The 13,160-nt window shown below is 67.3% G+C and carries 16 protein-coding genes; 12 read left to right on the forward strand and 4 right to left on the reverse strand.

All coding sequences use genetic code 11. The annotated features are described in order from the left end of the window. Both Q8Q88_RS21410 and Q8Q88_RS21415 read left to right on the forward strand, forming a co-directional pair. Positions 1-323: TSUP family transporter (locus Q8Q88_RS21410; protein WP_305677211.1), on the forward strand; the 323-nt coding region annotated here is incomplete at its 5' end. 97 nt (positions 324-420) lie between these two features. Continuing rightward, positions 421-1,014 (forward strand): TetR/AcrR family transcriptional regulator, encoded by a 594-nt coding sequence (locus tag Q8Q88_RS21415; RefSeq protein ID WP_305677212.1) that lies wholly within the window; start codon positions 421-423, stop codon positions 1,012-1,014. A 55-nt stretch (positions 1,015-1,069) separates the two neighbouring features. Here Q8Q88_RS21415 and Q8Q88_RS21420 read toward each other — a convergent pair whose 3' ends face one another. Continuing rightward, positions 1,070-1,462, reverse strand: coding sequence for a VOC family protein (locus Q8Q88_RS21420; protein WP_305677213.1), 393 nt, complete (start codon positions 1,460-1,462; stop codon positions 1,070-1,072). A 95-nt stretch (positions 1,463-1,557) separates the two neighbouring features. Further along, on the reverse strand, positions 1,558-2,319 hold the full coding sequence (locus tag Q8Q88_RS21425) for an enoyl-CoA hydratase (RefSeq protein WP_305677214.1): 762 nt from the start codon (positions 2,317-2,319) through the stop codon (positions 1,558-1,560). Positions 2,320-2,518: 199 nt separating this feature from the next. Here Q8Q88_RS21425 and Q8Q88_RS21430 point away from each other — a divergent pair, with 199 nt between their 5' ends. The 10 genes from Q8Q88_RS21430 (at position 2,519) to Q8Q88_RS21475 (ending at position 11,440) form a co-directional block, all read left to right on the forward strand. Continuing rightward, positions 2,519-3,001: a (2Fe-2S)-binding protein gene (locus Q8Q88_RS21430; RefSeq protein ID WP_305677215.1), complete on the forward strand. Its 483-nt coding sequence runs from the start codon at positions 2,519-2,521 to the stop codon at positions 2,999-3,001. Between the two features lie 10 nt (positions 3,002-3,011). Then, positions 3,012-5,384: a xanthine dehydrogenase family protein molybdopterin-binding subunit gene (locus Q8Q88_RS21435; protein WP_305677216.1), complete on the forward strand. Its 2,373-nt coding sequence runs from the start codon at positions 3,012-3,014 to the stop codon at positions 5,382-5,384. Further along, entirely contained in the window at positions 5,381-6,244 is an 864-nt protein-coding gene (locus Q8Q88_RS21440; protein WP_305677217.1) for a xanthine dehydrogenase family protein subunit M, read from the forward strand. Before Q8Q88_RS21435 ends, Q8Q88_RS21440 begins: the two co-directional genes overlap by 4 nt. A gap of 23 nt (positions 6,245-6,267) precedes the next feature. Next, entirely contained in the window at positions 6,268-7,125 is an 858-nt protein-coding gene (locus tag Q8Q88_RS21445; protein ID WP_305677218.1) for an enoyl-CoA hydratase/isomerase family protein, read from the forward strand. A gap of 13 nt (positions 7,126-7,138) precedes the next feature. Further along, entirely contained in the window at positions 7,139-8,380 is a 1,242-nt protein-coding gene (locus tag Q8Q88_RS21450; RefSeq protein WP_305677219.1) for a CaiB/BaiF CoA-transferase family protein, read from the forward strand. A gap of 132 nt (positions 8,381-8,512) precedes the next feature. Next, positions 8,513-8,977 (forward strand): carboxymuconolactone decarboxylase family protein, encoded by a 465-nt coding sequence (locus Q8Q88_RS21455; RefSeq protein ID WP_305677220.1) that lies wholly within the window; start codon positions 8,513-8,515, stop codon positions 8,975-8,977. Between the two features lie 74 nt (positions 8,978-9,051). Beyond that, a complete protein-coding gene (locus tag Q8Q88_RS21460; protein ID WP_305677221.1) occupies positions 9,052-9,450 on the forward strand; it encodes a RidA family protein in 399 nt (132 codons plus the stop codon). A 40-nt stretch (positions 9,451-9,490) separates the two neighbouring features. Continuing rightward, the gene (locus Q8Q88_RS21465) at positions 9,491-10,333 is read left to right on the forward strand and encodes an alpha/beta fold hydrolase (protein WP_305677222.1); all 843 of its coding nucleotides are present in this window, start codon (positions 9,491-9,493) and stop codon (positions 10,331-10,333) included. 39 nt (positions 10,334-10,372) lie between these two features. Next, a complete protein-coding gene (locus tag Q8Q88_RS21470) occupies positions 10,373-10,828 on the forward strand; it encodes a cupin domain-containing protein (RefSeq protein WP_305677223.1) in 456 nt (151 codons plus the stop codon). Positions 10,829-10,936: 108 nt separating this feature from the next. Next, on the forward strand, positions 10,937-11,440 hold the full coding sequence (locus tag Q8Q88_RS21475) for a hypothetical protein (RefSeq protein WP_305677224.1): 504 nt from the start codon (positions 10,937-10,939) through the stop codon (positions 11,438-11,440). Between the two features lie 82 nt (positions 11,441-11,522). Here the strand turns inward: Q8Q88_RS21475 and Q8Q88_RS21480 are convergent, their stop codons facing one another. Together Q8Q88_RS21480 and Q8Q88_RS21485 are read right to left on the reverse strand one after the other, a co-directional pair. After that, the gene (locus tag Q8Q88_RS21480; protein ID WP_305677225.1) at positions 11,523-12,116 is read right to left on the reverse strand and encodes a TetR/AcrR family transcriptional regulator; all 594 of its coding nucleotides are present in this window, start codon (positions 12,114-12,116) and stop codon (positions 11,523-11,525) included. Positions 12,117-12,125: 9 nt separating this feature from the next. After that, positions 12,126-13,136, reverse strand: a complete 1,011-nt coding sequence (locus tag Q8Q88_RS21485) for a zinc-binding dehydrogenase (RefSeq protein WP_305677226.1) — start codon at positions 13,134-13,136, stop codon at positions 12,126-12,128. Positions 13,137-13,160: the final 24 nt, after the last annotated feature.

The raw sequence follows: 13,160 nt of genomic DNA on the forward strand, positions 1-13,160 counted from the left end.
TCGGCGGCGCCGTGGGGCTGATGATGCTGGCGGTCTGGAGTCTCGCCACGACCGCCGACCTGCGCGTCCTGACACCGCTCCGGACCTTGATGGTGGCGGCGGCGAATGGGATCGCCGTCCTATGCTTCGCGGCCGCCGGAAGTGTCAGTTGGCGCGAAAGCCTCATCGTGATGGGCGGGGGTGTGGTCGGCGGCTACATTGGCGCGCGCGTCGGCTGGCGATTGCCCGCCCCGGTCCTGCGCGCCCTGATCCTTACGATCACCATCATCACAACCGTGGTCTTCTTCGTACGGGCCTACTGGGCCGAGGCCCCTGCTGTCTGACCATCGCACCGCAGGCCGGCCTTGCGAGAGACGGCGTGAAATTATAAATATCATTCCATCCGCAAGGCATGCGGGGCCGCCAACGGGGATCGCGAACATGCGATACGACGCCGCGCACAAGGAGAAGACCCGCACGCGGGTGCTGAAGGTCGCCGCCAAGGCGATCAGGACGCAAGGACCCCATCGGATCGCTGTGGCCGGCGTGATGGCCAAGGCGGGGATGACCCATGGCGGCTTCTACGTCCACTTCGCCTCGAAGGACGCGTTCCTGGCCGCCGCAGTCGACCACATGTTCACTGACAGCTTTGGTCAGGTGCTGCCGAACATGGAGGCCCGCTCTCCCGCCGAAGCCCTGACGGCCTATGTCGACTGGTACTTGTCGGCCGCGCACCGGGACAATCGCAACCAAGGCTGCCCGCTGCCCTATCTGGTCGCCGACGCCCCTCGCCTGCCCCGGGCTGCGCGCCTGCGCATCGCGCAGGGCATGGAACAGCTGCGCCGAGCGATCGCGCGCAAGATCACCGAGCTGGGTCTCGCAGATGCTGACGACGAGGCGCAGTCCGTCATTTCGGCGCTTGTGGGCGCCATCGCGCTGGCGCGGGCAGAGCCCGATCACGAGCGGTCAGATGCGATCCTTGCGAGCACCCGCGCGGGCCTGATGCGCCGCTTGAAGCTTGCTACCACGCATTGAACACGAACCGGCGGGAGGCGGATCCTCAAGGGGCGGCTCACGACTGGAAATGTATTCACGACTCTGAATGGCAGCAGACGCAGAGTTTGTTGCCGTCCGGATCTCGGAAGTAGGTTCCGTAGTAGTCGGGATGGTAGTGTGGCCTGAGGCCAGGCGGCCCCTCGCATATCGCGCCACTCGCGATGGCCACCGCATACGCGCCGTCGACCGCCGCGCGGCTCGAGGTGAGCAAGGCGACCATCTGCCCGTTCCCTGGGGTCGCCGCTTCACCATCGAAGGCGCGACCGATCAGGAAAAGCGGTCGCTCGGCGTCTTTTGGCTCCCAACCGGCCCAGGACCGACCTGGGTCGCAGAACCTCTCGCGCAGTCCCAACTCCCGCATCAGGGATGAGTAGAATTCGTAGGCCCGATCGAAATCGGAGATGCCGATGTGGATATGTGACAGCATGCGCAGACCTCACGAACGCGACAGTCAGTGGCGTTTCCTCGTAGGCGCCGATTCGAAGGCAGGTGCGGGAAATTAGGATACCCCGGAGGCGCCGCCTAGACGTCGAAGCGCGGCGCGCGCTTCTCGACGAATGCGCTCAGAGCTTCCCTGGCCTCCTGGGATGACAGCTGTGCGGAAAACACTGTCGCTTCGGCTGTGATCCGCTGAGCGATCAGCAGGGCGTCAGGTTTGAGGAGACGTTTCGTCTCGCGCACGGCGCCCGGCGCCTTGGCCGCCACGCGAGAGGCCCATTCGAGGGCGACGGTATCGACTTCCGCATTGTCGACAACTTCGCTGACGATCCCATAGGCGAGAGCCGTCGCCGCGTCGAAGGGCTCGGCCAGGAGCAGGTGCTTCCCGGCGAGCTGGCGTCCGATAAGCTGCGGAAGCAGCAGCGAACTCGCGAACTCAGGGACCAGGCCGAGGTTCACGAATGGCAGGGAAAACCGCGCCCCAAGGCCCGCGACCACCAGATCGCAATGTAACAACAGGGTCGTTCCGATGCCGACCGCCAACCCCGCGACGCCAGCGATCACGACCTTCTCCGCGCCAGCCAGCGCAGCCATGAAGCGGTAGACAGGACGGTCCAGGCCGATGGGTGGATCCTGCAGGAACTCCTGAAGATCATTGCCCGCCGTGAAGGCGCCTTGCGACCCCAGGATGACGATCGCTCGAACCGCGGAATCGGCCTCGGCGCGGACAATCGCGTCGGCAAGGGCGGCGTACATGGAGGCCGTCAGCGCATTCTTCTTGTCGGCCCGACTAATCCTGATCTGCGCAACGCCATGCGCGGCGCTGTAGATGATTTCCTCGACCACAAATCCCTCCCGGTCTCGACCCATCGAGCCATATCACATGATATGCCTCATGTGATCATCTGATTTTTCGGGCGAGAAACTTCCAATTTTCCCCGCCTCCAAGCGGACTTGACACGCCCCTTCGCCAAGGCATTAAATGTTATCCATCATTTTAAGATGCGCGATCTGAAATCGCGTCGGCTCCTCGGAGGGGCGGTTCATGCATCACCGCAAGATTTCTCTGACCATCGACGGCAGGAGGGTCGTGAGCGAGGTCGAGCCGCGAATGCTCCTCGTTCAAGCCCTTCGCGAAGTGTTCGGGGTCACCGGCCCACACATCGGCTGCGAGACGGGCCGCTGCGGCGCCTGCACGGTGTTGGTCGACGGCCAGGCGATGAAATCCTGCATGATGCTCGCTGTGCAGGTCTGTGACGTCGAGATCACGACCGCGGCGGGCCTGGCGCAGGACGGCGTGCTCCATCCCCTTCAGCAGGCGTTTCACGAACGCCACGCCCTCCAGTGCGGCTTCTGCACGCCAGGCATGCTCTGCGCGGCCGTGGATCTGTTGGCGGAAACCCCGCGGCCCACCGAGACCGAGATTCGCGCGGGGCTGCGTGGCAACCTTTGCCGCTGCACAGGCTACCAACACATCGTCGAGGCCGTGGCGCAGGCCGCCCCGGCCATGGCGCTCCAGGGCATTTGAGGCTCTCCCCATGAACCTGCCTATCAAGCCCCCCAAACTCGATCAGGCCGTTGGCCGCCTTACCGGCCAGGCGATCCCGCGCCTGGAAGACCGGCGCTTCCTCACCGGGCGCGGCCGCTATGTGGACGACATCGTCCTGGCGCGTCAGCTCCACGCCCACTTCGTTCGCAGTCCCCACGCCCATGCCAGGATCGTCTCTCTGGACCTGTCCCTAGCCCGAACCGCCAAGGGGGTCGTTGACGCCTTCAGCGCCGCCGACTTGGCCGAGCTGGGCGACATCGCACCCAACTGGGTTGTCCCGGGCTCCAAGGTAAAGGGCCGGCCTCCCCTCGCCCGCGCCATGATCCGCCACCATGGCGAGGCGGTCGCCGTGATCGTCGCCGAGAGCCTGGCCGAGGCTGTCGACGCCGCCGAACGCGTCGAGGTGGTCTATGAGCCGCTGGCGGTGCTGGCGGACCAGGAAGCGGCCATGGCGCCTGGCGCTCCGCGGATCCATCCTGACCTCGCCGACAATGTCGCGACCCGGTTTCCGGTCGGCAAGGGTTTCGACGAGGCGGCGCAAGGCGCCGACCTCAGGGTCGCCTTCAAGCTCCGCAACCAGCGCCTGGTGCCCTTTCCCATGGAGCCACGGGCGGTCAACGCCGATTTCGACGACGCGACGGGCCGCCTAACCTTCTATTGCGCCCATCAGCTGCCTCACCTGCTCCGACGCATGCTCGCCGCGGCGATCGGCTTTCCAGAACAGAAGCTGCGGGTGATCTCCCCCGACGTCGGCGGCGGCTTCGGCCCGAAGATGCACTTCTACCCAGAGGACGTGGTGCTGGCCGTCCTGACCCAGCGGCTGAAGCGCCCGGTCAAGTGGACCGAGACCCGCGGCGAGAATATCAGCGCCACCACCCACGGCCGCGACCACGTGACCCACATCGAGGTCGCCGCGCGAAGCGACGGCAAGATCCTGGCCCTGCGTATCAACAGCCTCGCCAATGTCGGCGCCTATCTGTCGTCGATGGGGTCGGGCGTGCCGACGGTCAATGTCGCGCTGTTTGTTCTGGGACTCTATGCGATCGGCCATGTCGAGGTCCTGATCACCAACGTCTACACCAACACCACCCCCGTCGACGCCTACCGTGGGGCCGGCCGTCCCGAGGCCGCCTACATCATCGAGCGCACCATCGGCCGCGTCGCCCTGGAGTTGGGCCTCGACGCCGCCGACGTGAGGCGCACGAACTTCGTCGCCGCCGATCAGCTGCCCTATCGCCATCCCACGGGCATAGGCCTCGACAGCGGCCAGTACGAGGCGACGCTCGCCAAGGCGCTGGAGCAGGCGGACTACGAAGCGTTCAGAGCTGAGCAGGTCGTCGCTCGACAAGAGGGCCGCCTTCTCGGCGCCGGCCTCGCCACCTACACCCATTCCTGCGGGGTCGGCATGGCGGAGCTCATGGGACCGATCGGCTTCGACCGCGGCGGGTTCGAGAGCGCTCTGGTCCGGGTCCATCCCGATGGTCGGGTCACCGTCCTCTCCGGCGCCCACAGTCACGGCCAAGGCCACGCCACCACCTTCGCCCAGATCGCCGCCGACGAGCTGGGGGTGCCGTTCGAGCACATCGAGGTGCTCCAGGGCGACACCGACCTCGTCCCCATGGGCGTCGGGACCTTCAACTCGCGTTCGGTCTCCGTGGGCGGCAGCGCCGTGAAGATCGCCGCTGCGCGCGTGGCCACCAAGATGCGCAAGCTCGCCGCGCACATGATGCAGGCCGACCTGGAAGGCGTGGTTCTCGAAGCGGGCCTCTTCCGTACCACCGGCGGCAACGCGACCCTGACGATCCAGGAGCTGGGACGGGCCGCCTGGACGGGCCAAGGCGTCCCTCGCGACTTGGGGATTGGGCTCGAGGAGACCGAATTCTACCACCCCCACGCCATGTCGGCGCCCAATGGCGCCCACATCGCCTTGGTCGAGGTGGACATCGAGACCGGCGAGATCGCGCTGCGCCGTTATGTGGCGATCGAGGATTGTGGCGTGGTGATCAACCCCCTGCTGGCGCGCGGGCAGATCCAGGGCGGCCTCGCACAGGGCATCGGCCAGGCGCTCTACGAGGACGCCGCCATCGACGCCGAAGGCATGCCGGTCGCCGACCCGCCCATCCCGCGCAGCGACATGATGCCGTGGATGGAGATCGACTTCGTCTGTACGCCGTCGCCCAATAACCCGCTTGGCGCCAAGGGCATCGGCGAGGCGGGCGCGCTGGGGGCGCCGCCGGCGATCGTCAACGCCGCGCTCGACGCGCTCTGGCCGCTGGGCGTCCGCGAACTCGACATGCCGCTGACCCCGCAACGGGTGCTGGCCGCCATTGCAGCCGCCACGGCTGGGAGGGAGCGGGCATGATCCCCGTCGATTTCGACTACGTCCGACCGACCGATCTGGCGGTGGCCGGCGCCATTCTGGTCGAGGCCGCACCGGGCGCCGTGGCGGTCCTGGCGGGCGGCCAGAGCCTGATGACCGAGCTGAAGCTGCGAACCCGACGGCCGCAGCTTGTCCTGGATATCGGCGGCATCGATGCGCTCAGGACGATCGAGCAGGTCGGCGACACGCTTCGGATAGGCGCCATGGTCAGCCAGGCCGACCTCGCCCGACACCCGGTCGTACAGGATCGCCTTCCGATGCTGATCGAGGTGGCGGCGGTCGCGGCCGACCCCATGGTGCGCCGCCGCGGCACCCTGCTCGGCGCCATCTGCCAGGCCGATCCCACCGGCGACTGGGTAGCCGCTTGCTTGGTCCTGGACGCCGTCGTCGAGCTCCGCCGCGGCGACGTCCTCCGTGAGGTGGCGATGCAGGACTTCGTCACCGGCGCCCGCGAGACCGGCCTGCAGCCCGGCGAGATCGCCACCGCCCTGCGGATCGCCCTTCCGGTCACCGGAGCCGGGAGCGCCTACCGCAAGGTCCGGCATACGGCCATCGGCTGGAGCATCGCAGGGCTCGCGGCCATGGTTGAAATCGACCCTAGCGGCCGGTGCGCCGACTGCCGGCTGGCCGCCTCCGGGGCCTTGACGCATCCTCAGCGGCTGACCGCCCTGGAGGATCGGCTCCGGGGCCTCGCCCTCCACGACACCCCTACCCTGGCCCAGGTGATCGGGGCGGCGATGTCGGACCTCGTGTTCCAGGACGATAGGCATGCCTCGGCCGAGCACCGGGGGGTCCGTCTCTCGGTTCTGCTCCAGCGCACCCTCGCCGACCTCGCCGGCTGAACCCACAAACGAAGGCCTTATTCATGAGCACGGCATCGGCGCCAGTCGCCGCGACAACCGAGGAAGCCCTGGTGTTGCGTGAGCAACGGGGCGGCGTGACGATCCTGACCATGGTCTATCGGCCCTACAACCTGATCGGGCCGAAGCTCATGCGGGTCTTGCGGAACGAGTTGAAGACCGCGCAGGAGGCGGGAAGCCGCGCCATCGTCATCCGAAGCGGCCTGCGGCACTTCTCTGCGGGCGCCGATCTCGATGTCTTCCAGACCCGGGTCGATGAGCCCGAGGTCGCGGCGTCCGCCGACGCCAAGGCCGCCGCGAAGGCGGCGACGGAGAAGAAGCACTCGGCCACAGTGGAATTCCTGCGAACCCTGGAGTTGCTGCCCATCCCCATCGTGGCGAGCGTGCATGGGGTCTGCCTGGGCGGCGGGTTCGAACTGGCGTCGGCCTGCGACTACATCGTCGCGGCGGCCTCCTCCAAGATCGGTTCCGTGGAGGCCACGCTCGGCCTGCAGCCGATGATGGGCGCGGTCCAGCGCCAGGTGCAGCGGGCCGGGACGCTCAGGGCCAAGGAGATGTCCATGCTGGGCCGTCGCTATGATCCCGCGACCCTGGAGCGTTGGGGCCTGATTAATCTGACCGTCCCCGACGAGGCGCTGGAAAGCGTCACCCTCACAATCGCCGAGGAGTTCGCCAATGGGCCGACCGTCGCCCTCGCGGCGACCAAGCAACTGGCCTACATCGCAGCCAACGAGGGCGTCCTAGCCGCCGACGACGCCATGGAGGAGATCCAGAAGCCGATCTGGGCCTCGGAAGACCTCAAGGCCGGGCTCTCGTCGTTCCGCAAGAACGGACCCGGAATGGCCAAGTTCGTGGGCCGCTGAGATGAGCGGACCCTTGAGCGGCGTCAAGGTCGTCGACTTCTCGCGCGTCCTGGCCGGTCCCTTGTGCGCTCGCACGCTCCTGGACCTGGGGGCGACGGTCACCAAGGTGGAGCCGCCCCGTCCGGATGTCACCCGGTTCGCCCTGCCGTCGGCGGGCGGCATTTCGGGGTACTACGCCCAGCAGAACGCCGGCAAACGCAATGTCAGCCTGGACCTGAACGTGCCCGGCGCTCGCGAGCTGGCGCTGCGGCTCTGCGACGAGGCCGATATCGTCGTGGAGAATTTCCGGGCCGGCGCGCTCGCCTATTTCGGCCTCGACTACGCGACCCTGGCCGCCCGCAACCCGCGGCTCATCTACGCCTCCATCACCGGCTACGGCCAGGGCGGTCCCTGGCGTTCGCGCATGGCCTATGCGCCGACCGTCCAGGCCGAGGCGGGGTTCACCGCCAACAGCCTGCGCCACTACGGGGAGGCCCTGATCGCCGAACGCACCGACGGTCTCTCGCATGCCGACGTCTATTCGGGCCTGCAGGGGGTGATCGCCATCCTGGCGGCTCTGCATTCGCGTGAGAAGAGCGGCCGTGGTCAGAGCATCGACATCGCCATGGCGGCGACCCTGATGGCCGTGAACGAGCGAGCCCATGTCGACCTGTCGGACGCCGACCTCGGCGCCGAGCCGGCCTTGATGGGATCGACGGATTGCCCCTTCTTCAAGGGCCCCCAGGGCCAGACCTTCACGGTCGCCTCCAGCCTGGTGGGCTCCCTGACCTTCCGACTCTATCTCGCCGCCATGCGCCGCGCCGACTTGGCCCACGACGCTCGTTTCTCCTCGGCCGAAGCCCGTCGCCAAAATCTTCCGGCGCTGCACGCCATCGTCCAGGCCTGGATCCTCACCTTCTCCGACATGGCGGCCCTCGACGCCCAGTTTGACGAAGCCAAGATCGCCATGGGCGAGATCCGCACGCTGCGTGAGCTCGCCGCCAGCGAATGGGGCGAATACTGGGGCGCGGTGCAGGAGGTCTCCGACCGGCAGGGCGGCGCCATCCGCTTGCCGGGCCGGCCGTGGCGCTTCTCGGAAGATGAGTTGGAGCCCCTTGGCCCCCCTGCTTTCCAGGGCGAACATAACCGTGAAGTCTTCGCCGAGGTCGGGTTCACCGAGCCTGAAATCGAGGCCTATCTGGAGTCCGGCGCACTGGTCGTCCCGCGGACCCGCGGGGCAGCCGCGACGCAGACGAGCGGAAAATCCGCAAGCTAGCGGCCTCAGGGCGGGTCATCCCGGCGGCCGTTGGCACGGCTCGACCCTGAAGTGGCGAGGAGAACCAAGCTTGAGCTTGACTATTTATCGATAAAATATATCCATAAATGAAATCAGCTCAGGGGTTCCGTAATGGCCAACCGTCTCCAACCGTTCTCAGTCGCTCCCGACGCTTACAAGGCCCTGATGACGCTTGACGTTTATGTAACTGGTAGCGGATTGCCGGTGAACATCGTGGATCTGGTGCAGACCCGCGCGTCGCAGATGAACAACTGCGCCTTTTGCATCGACGCCCATGTGAAGAAGGCGCTCGATGCGGGGCAAGACCCCCAACGCCTGCACCTGCTCGCCGCATGGCGTGACTCGTCGCTCTTCAATCAAAAGGAACGCGCGGCGCTCGCATGGTGCGAGGCGGTGACGACGGTGGCCGACGGCCCCGTACCCGACGAGGTCTACTCCGCCGCCCTCGAGCACTTCAGCCCGGCTGAACTGGTTCGCCTGACCATCGCCGTCGCGGCGATCAACGCCTGGAACCGGGTGGGCGTCGGCTTCCGCCTGGTCCATCCGACCGGGATGGACGCCAGGCTGACGGCCTGACCGTGCTGCGCGCGCGACGACCAGGCTTCGATTGCGACGCCACACAGCGCTTTTCACCAAGAAAGATCGACGCCATGACCATGGAACTCATCAATCCGCCCGGCTCGGAAGCCGCCTATCAAGCCTTCCAGTTCTCCCAGGCCGTAAAGGTCGGCGAGACCGTCCATGTCTCGGGTCAGGTCGGGTACGGCCCCGCGGGAATTCCCGAAGGCAAGGAAGACCAGTGTCGCCTCGCGTTCGGCCACCTGAAGGCCGTGCTGGCGTCGGCGGGGGCCAACATGTCCGACATCGTTTCCATGACCTCCTACCACACCGATCCGTCGGACTTTGAGAGCTTCAAGAAGGTGCAACGGGAGTTCATTCCCGAGAACTTCCCCGCCCATACCGCCGTCGGCGTCACGGCGCTGCTGATGCCTGGGTTGAAGTGCGAAATCTCGGCCGTCGCGGTTATCGGCGGCGCTCGGAAGTCCTAGCCCAAGCGCCCGTCCCAAGCGTCAGTCCACGGAGCGCCTCATGCGCAAGTTCATGCTCGCCTTCGCCGTGGTCTGCCTCCTCGCCGCCCCAGCGGCGGCGGCCGAGCGATGGGAGTCCCTGCCCCCGCCCCTGCCCCTGCCCCCGCCGGCGGCTTCCGGGTTCGTCAAGGTGAACGGAGCGACGCTCTGGTACGGAGCCTACGGCGCGGGACCGCCCGTCGTCCTGCTGCACGGTGGTCTCGCCAGCAGCGAGACCTGGGGCGCCCAGGTCCAGGCCCTCTCCAAGGCCCATCGTGTGATTCTCATCGACACCCGGGGTCATGGACGTAGCACCCGCGACGGTCAGCCGTTCAGCTATGACCTCATGGCCTCCGACGTGATCGGGGTGATGGACAGGCTGAAGGTCGAACGGGCGGACCTTGTCGGCTGGAGCGACGGGGCCATCGTCGGCCTGACCCTGGCCATGAAGGCTCCGGGGCGGGTGGGGCGGCTGTTCGCCTTCGCCGCCAATTCTGATCCGAGCGGCCTGCGGCCCGACGCGGCGACCAACCCGACGCTGGCGCGGTTCGGCCAGATCGCCGCGGGCGACTACAGGCGCCTGTCTCCCACGCCCGACGGCTTCGCCGGCCTGGCGGGCGGCGTCATGGGTATGTGGGCCACCCAGCCGCGCTACACGACGGGCGACCTCGTGGCCATCTCCGCCCCCGTCACCATCGCGCACGCCGACCACGACGAAGGGATCAAACGCGAGCACGCCGAGTACCTCGCCAGGACCATTCCCCACGCCAAACTCATCATCCTCAGCAACGCCAGTCACTTCGCCCACCTGCAGGATCCGATGGCCTTCAACGCCGCGATGCTCCGGTTCCTAGACCACCCCTAGCGCGCGCCACTGCCCATCCCATGCTCCCAGGACACGCTGATGCCCAAGATCGACATCACCGCCGCCCCCACCAGCTTCGGCACGGGCTATCCGCCGCCGTTCGACGAGCGGTGCGCCGGCCGACGACGCTGGGCCTTAGGCGACGCCGCGGGCCTCACCCAATTCGGCGTAAACCTGCTGCGTCTTCCGCCGGGCCAATGGTCCAGCCAGCGCCACTGGCATTCGGCGGAGGACGAGTTCGTCTATGTGCTGGAGGGCGAACTCGTCCTGGTCACGGACGCCGGGGAGCAGGTTATGCGCGCGGGTGACTGCGCCGGCTTCCCGGCCGGCGCGCCAAACGGCCACCACCTGCAGAACCGGTCCGGGCAGGAAGCTGTCATCCTCGAGATGGGCACGAGAAATCCTATGGAAGACGCCGGCGCCTATCCCGACATCGACCTGGCGCTCCCCGACCGTTCCGAGGGCTACCGTCACAAGGACGGGACGCCCTATTAGGCCACCGCAACGATAGCGCGCGGCGCCGGAAAACTGGCGACGGCGCCGCAAAACACCTTTAAATGTCGCGCCCTCGGCGTGCGGCTTGGCGCCACTCGGAGCGGCCGCATGAGCACCCTCCTCGCTTTTGTTTCAGTCTTGCTGGCCGCGACGCCCGGCGCATCCCAGGCCCCCTACTCGCGAGCGGTCGAGCAAGGCGTCAGCCACGGGTTCAAGGACTGCGCGCCAGCTCTCGACAGGTACGTAAGGTCCATAGAGAAAGACGATACCGATTACGCCCACGTCGGGATTTGGGATAAAGGCTCGCCCAATCGGCACGCCTTTCACACGATCACGTCGGACAGGTCGGGAAACAACGTCGCCATAACCGCCTTCTCCGCGGCAAAGAACGTGGCCGGAGGGTGCGATGTCGCCGCCATCCAGATCCTCCACGTCTCAATGACCTGCGCCGAATTTCGCGAAACTGTCGGCAAGAAATGGCGCTTCTATTCTGCGCTGGGCGGCTCGTCGGCATACAAGAGCCCGGACTCAGATGGCGTGATGGTCATCCTCAGCGATGTGTCGGGCGGTCACTGTCTTCTGGTCAAACAGACCCTTGAATTCAACGGATAAGCCGCTGGCGGCGCGGCGACAGGCGGCCCGCTCGACGGATCTTCGCACTAGACTGGCGCATCGGCGAGACGACACGGGTGACCTAGGAGACCTCCCACTCCGCCAGCCATGACGCCACGATCCGTTCCAGCACCAGGGGATCGCCGTCGATCCGCGCGAGCAAACTCGCACCATGGATGATCGCCAGCGCCTGCTCGGCGAAGGCCTGGGCGTCCCCGGAGCGTCCCTGGCGCTCACAGGCCGCGGCGAGCCGGGAACGGATCGCTGCGGCGTAGGCCTGGACAGCGGCGTGGATGGGCGGCGAGCTCGGGGCGGCTTCCTGTGCGAGGACGGCCATCAGGGAACCGTGCATCATCTGGGCGTGCTGGACCCCCTTCGCGGAATAGCGGGCCAGCCCCTGCACCATCTGGGTCGAACCGCCGCCGGAGCCCGCGACCTCATCCAGGAAGCTCGACACCTCGTCTTGGAGCCATCTCAGGGCATTGATCGCCAACTCGTCCTTGCCGCCCGGGAAGTGGTGGTAGAACGAGCCCTTCGGCGCCCTGGCCAGCGCCAGGATCTCGGCCACGCCGGTGCCGTGGTAGCCCTGGGCTTGGAACAGCCGCAGGCCGGCGCGCAGTATGCGCTCGCGGGTTGGGCGCGCTTTCAGCGGCGCCTTGGAGGCAAGCGGGGTCATCGCCGACGGCTAGGACCGCACGGCGGCCACGTAAAGCGCATCGCTGGCCCAAGCCTCCGGTGCGTCGTCCCAAGCCACCTGGTGGGTCGGGACGAGGTCCGAGCAAAAGCCGCAGTTGGCCCAGGCGGACAATGTGCCGTCGTGGGCGTGGCGACAGTCGGGTCGGCCGATGCTCCAGGTGATCCCGCGATGGTAGAGGCTGCGTGTGTCGAGTTCGGGCGCGCCGTCCACCGCCGGTGACACGCTGGAGATGGTGGCGCCAGGCGCCGCCAGCCTGAAGGCCTGCTCGAGGGCCGCCTTGGTCGGATTGGCCACCACGATCAAGTCATACGGCTCGTCCAGGGGTGGGGCCTCCAGCACGCGGGCGCCGTAGTCACGGGCGACGGCCGCGCGGCGGGGATCGGCGTCCACATAGTCCACGACCGGCGCGCCAAGCGCGATCGCCAGCCCAACGGCGTAGAGGCCGATCACCGGCGGCATCCCACCGAGCACGAGAACGCGCGCCTCCGGGTGGCGGTGAAGATGGGGCGCGACCGCGCGCCATGCGTCAGGCGCCATGTCGGCCATGCCGATAAGACCCACCGCATCGACGCCGGCGGGAACGGCGGTGAGCATCGCCGCGGCGAACGGAACCCTGACAAGATCGGCCAATCCCCCGCCAAAGCCGCCCTCCCGCCCCATGCCATACGAGGCCGCGAAGGGCACGGCGTTGCAGCGCCCGGTTAGGCCGCGACGGCAGTTGACGCAGGCGCCGCAGGATATCTGGGCGGGGACGAACACCCGCTGACCGAGGCTGAATTCCTCGACCCCATCCCCCAGAGCCACCACCTCGCCAATGATCTCGTGGCCGATCGGCGATCCGCCGGGCATCGGCATGAGGCCTCTGACGAAGGCGACATCAAGATCGCAACGGCCCACCACGAGGGGGCGAACAAGCGCTTCCCCAGACCCTTGCAACACCGGCTCGGGCGTCTCGCGCCATTCCAGCTTCCCGGGTTCGACGAATACCGCGTGGCGCATCGTTGGGTCCTCCAGAGCCGCTCG

Source organism: Phenylobacterium sp. (assembly GCF_030697925.1).
Lineage (GTDB): Bacteria > Pseudomonadota > Alphaproteobacteria > Caulobacterales > Caulobacteraceae > Phenylobacterium.

What these genes read in the sequence shown, in the direction of transcription:
- Q8Q88_RS21430 (WP_305677215.1), top strand. Translation starts at nt 2,519, where the DNA reads ATGCATCACCGCAAGATTTCTCTGACCATCGACGGCAGGAGGGTCGTG.
- Q8Q88_RS21440 (WP_305677217.1), top strand. Translation starts at nt 5,381, where the DNA reads ATGATCCCCGTCGATTTCGACTACGTCCGACCGACCGATCTGGCGGTG.
- Q8Q88_RS21470 (WP_305677223.1), top strand. Translation starts at nt 10,373, where the DNA reads ATGCCCAAGATCGACATCACCGCCGCCCCCACCAGCTTCGGCACGGGC.
- Q8Q88_RS21455 (WP_305677220.1), top strand. Translation starts at nt 8,513, where the DNA reads ATGGCCAACCGTCTCCAACCGTTCTCAGTCGCTCCCGACGCTTACAAG.
- Q8Q88_RS21475 (WP_305677224.1), top strand. Translation starts at nt 10,937, where the DNA reads ATGAGCACCCTCCTCGCTTTTGTTTCAGTCTTGCTGGCCGCGACGCCC.
- Q8Q88_RS21465 (WP_305677222.1), top strand. Translation starts at nt 9,491, where the DNA reads ATGCGCAAGTTCATGCTCGCCTTCGCCGTGGTCTGCCTCCTCGCCGCC.
- Q8Q88_RS21420 (WP_305677213.1), bottom strand. Translation starts at nt 1,462, where the DNA reads ATGCTGTCACATATCCACATCGGCATCTCCGATTTCGATCGGGCCTAC.
- Q8Q88_RS21445 (WP_305677218.1), top strand. Translation starts at nt 6,268, where the DNA reads ATGAGCACGGCATCGGCGCCAGTCGCCGCGACAACCGAGGAAGCCCTG.
- Q8Q88_RS21415 (WP_305677212.1), top strand. Translation starts at nt 421, where the DNA reads ATGCGATACGACGCCGCGCACAAGGAGAAGACCCGCACGCGGGTGCTG.
- Q8Q88_RS21460 (WP_305677221.1), top strand. Translation starts at nt 9,052, where the DNA reads ATGACCATGGAACTCATCAATCCGCCCGGCTCGGAAGCCGCCTATCAA.
- Q8Q88_RS21435 (WP_305677216.1), top strand. Translation starts at nt 3,012, where the DNA reads ATGAACCTGCCTATCAAGCCCCCCAAACTCGATCAGGCCGTTGGCCGC.
- Q8Q88_RS21480 (WP_305677225.1), bottom strand. Translation starts at nt 12,116, where the DNA reads ATGACCCCGCTTGCCTCCAAGGCGCCGCTGAAAGCGCGCCCAACCCGC.
- Q8Q88_RS21485 (WP_305677226.1), bottom strand. Translation starts at nt 13,136, where the DNA reads ATGCGCCACGCGGTATTCGTCGAACCCGGGAAGCTGGAATGGCGCGAG.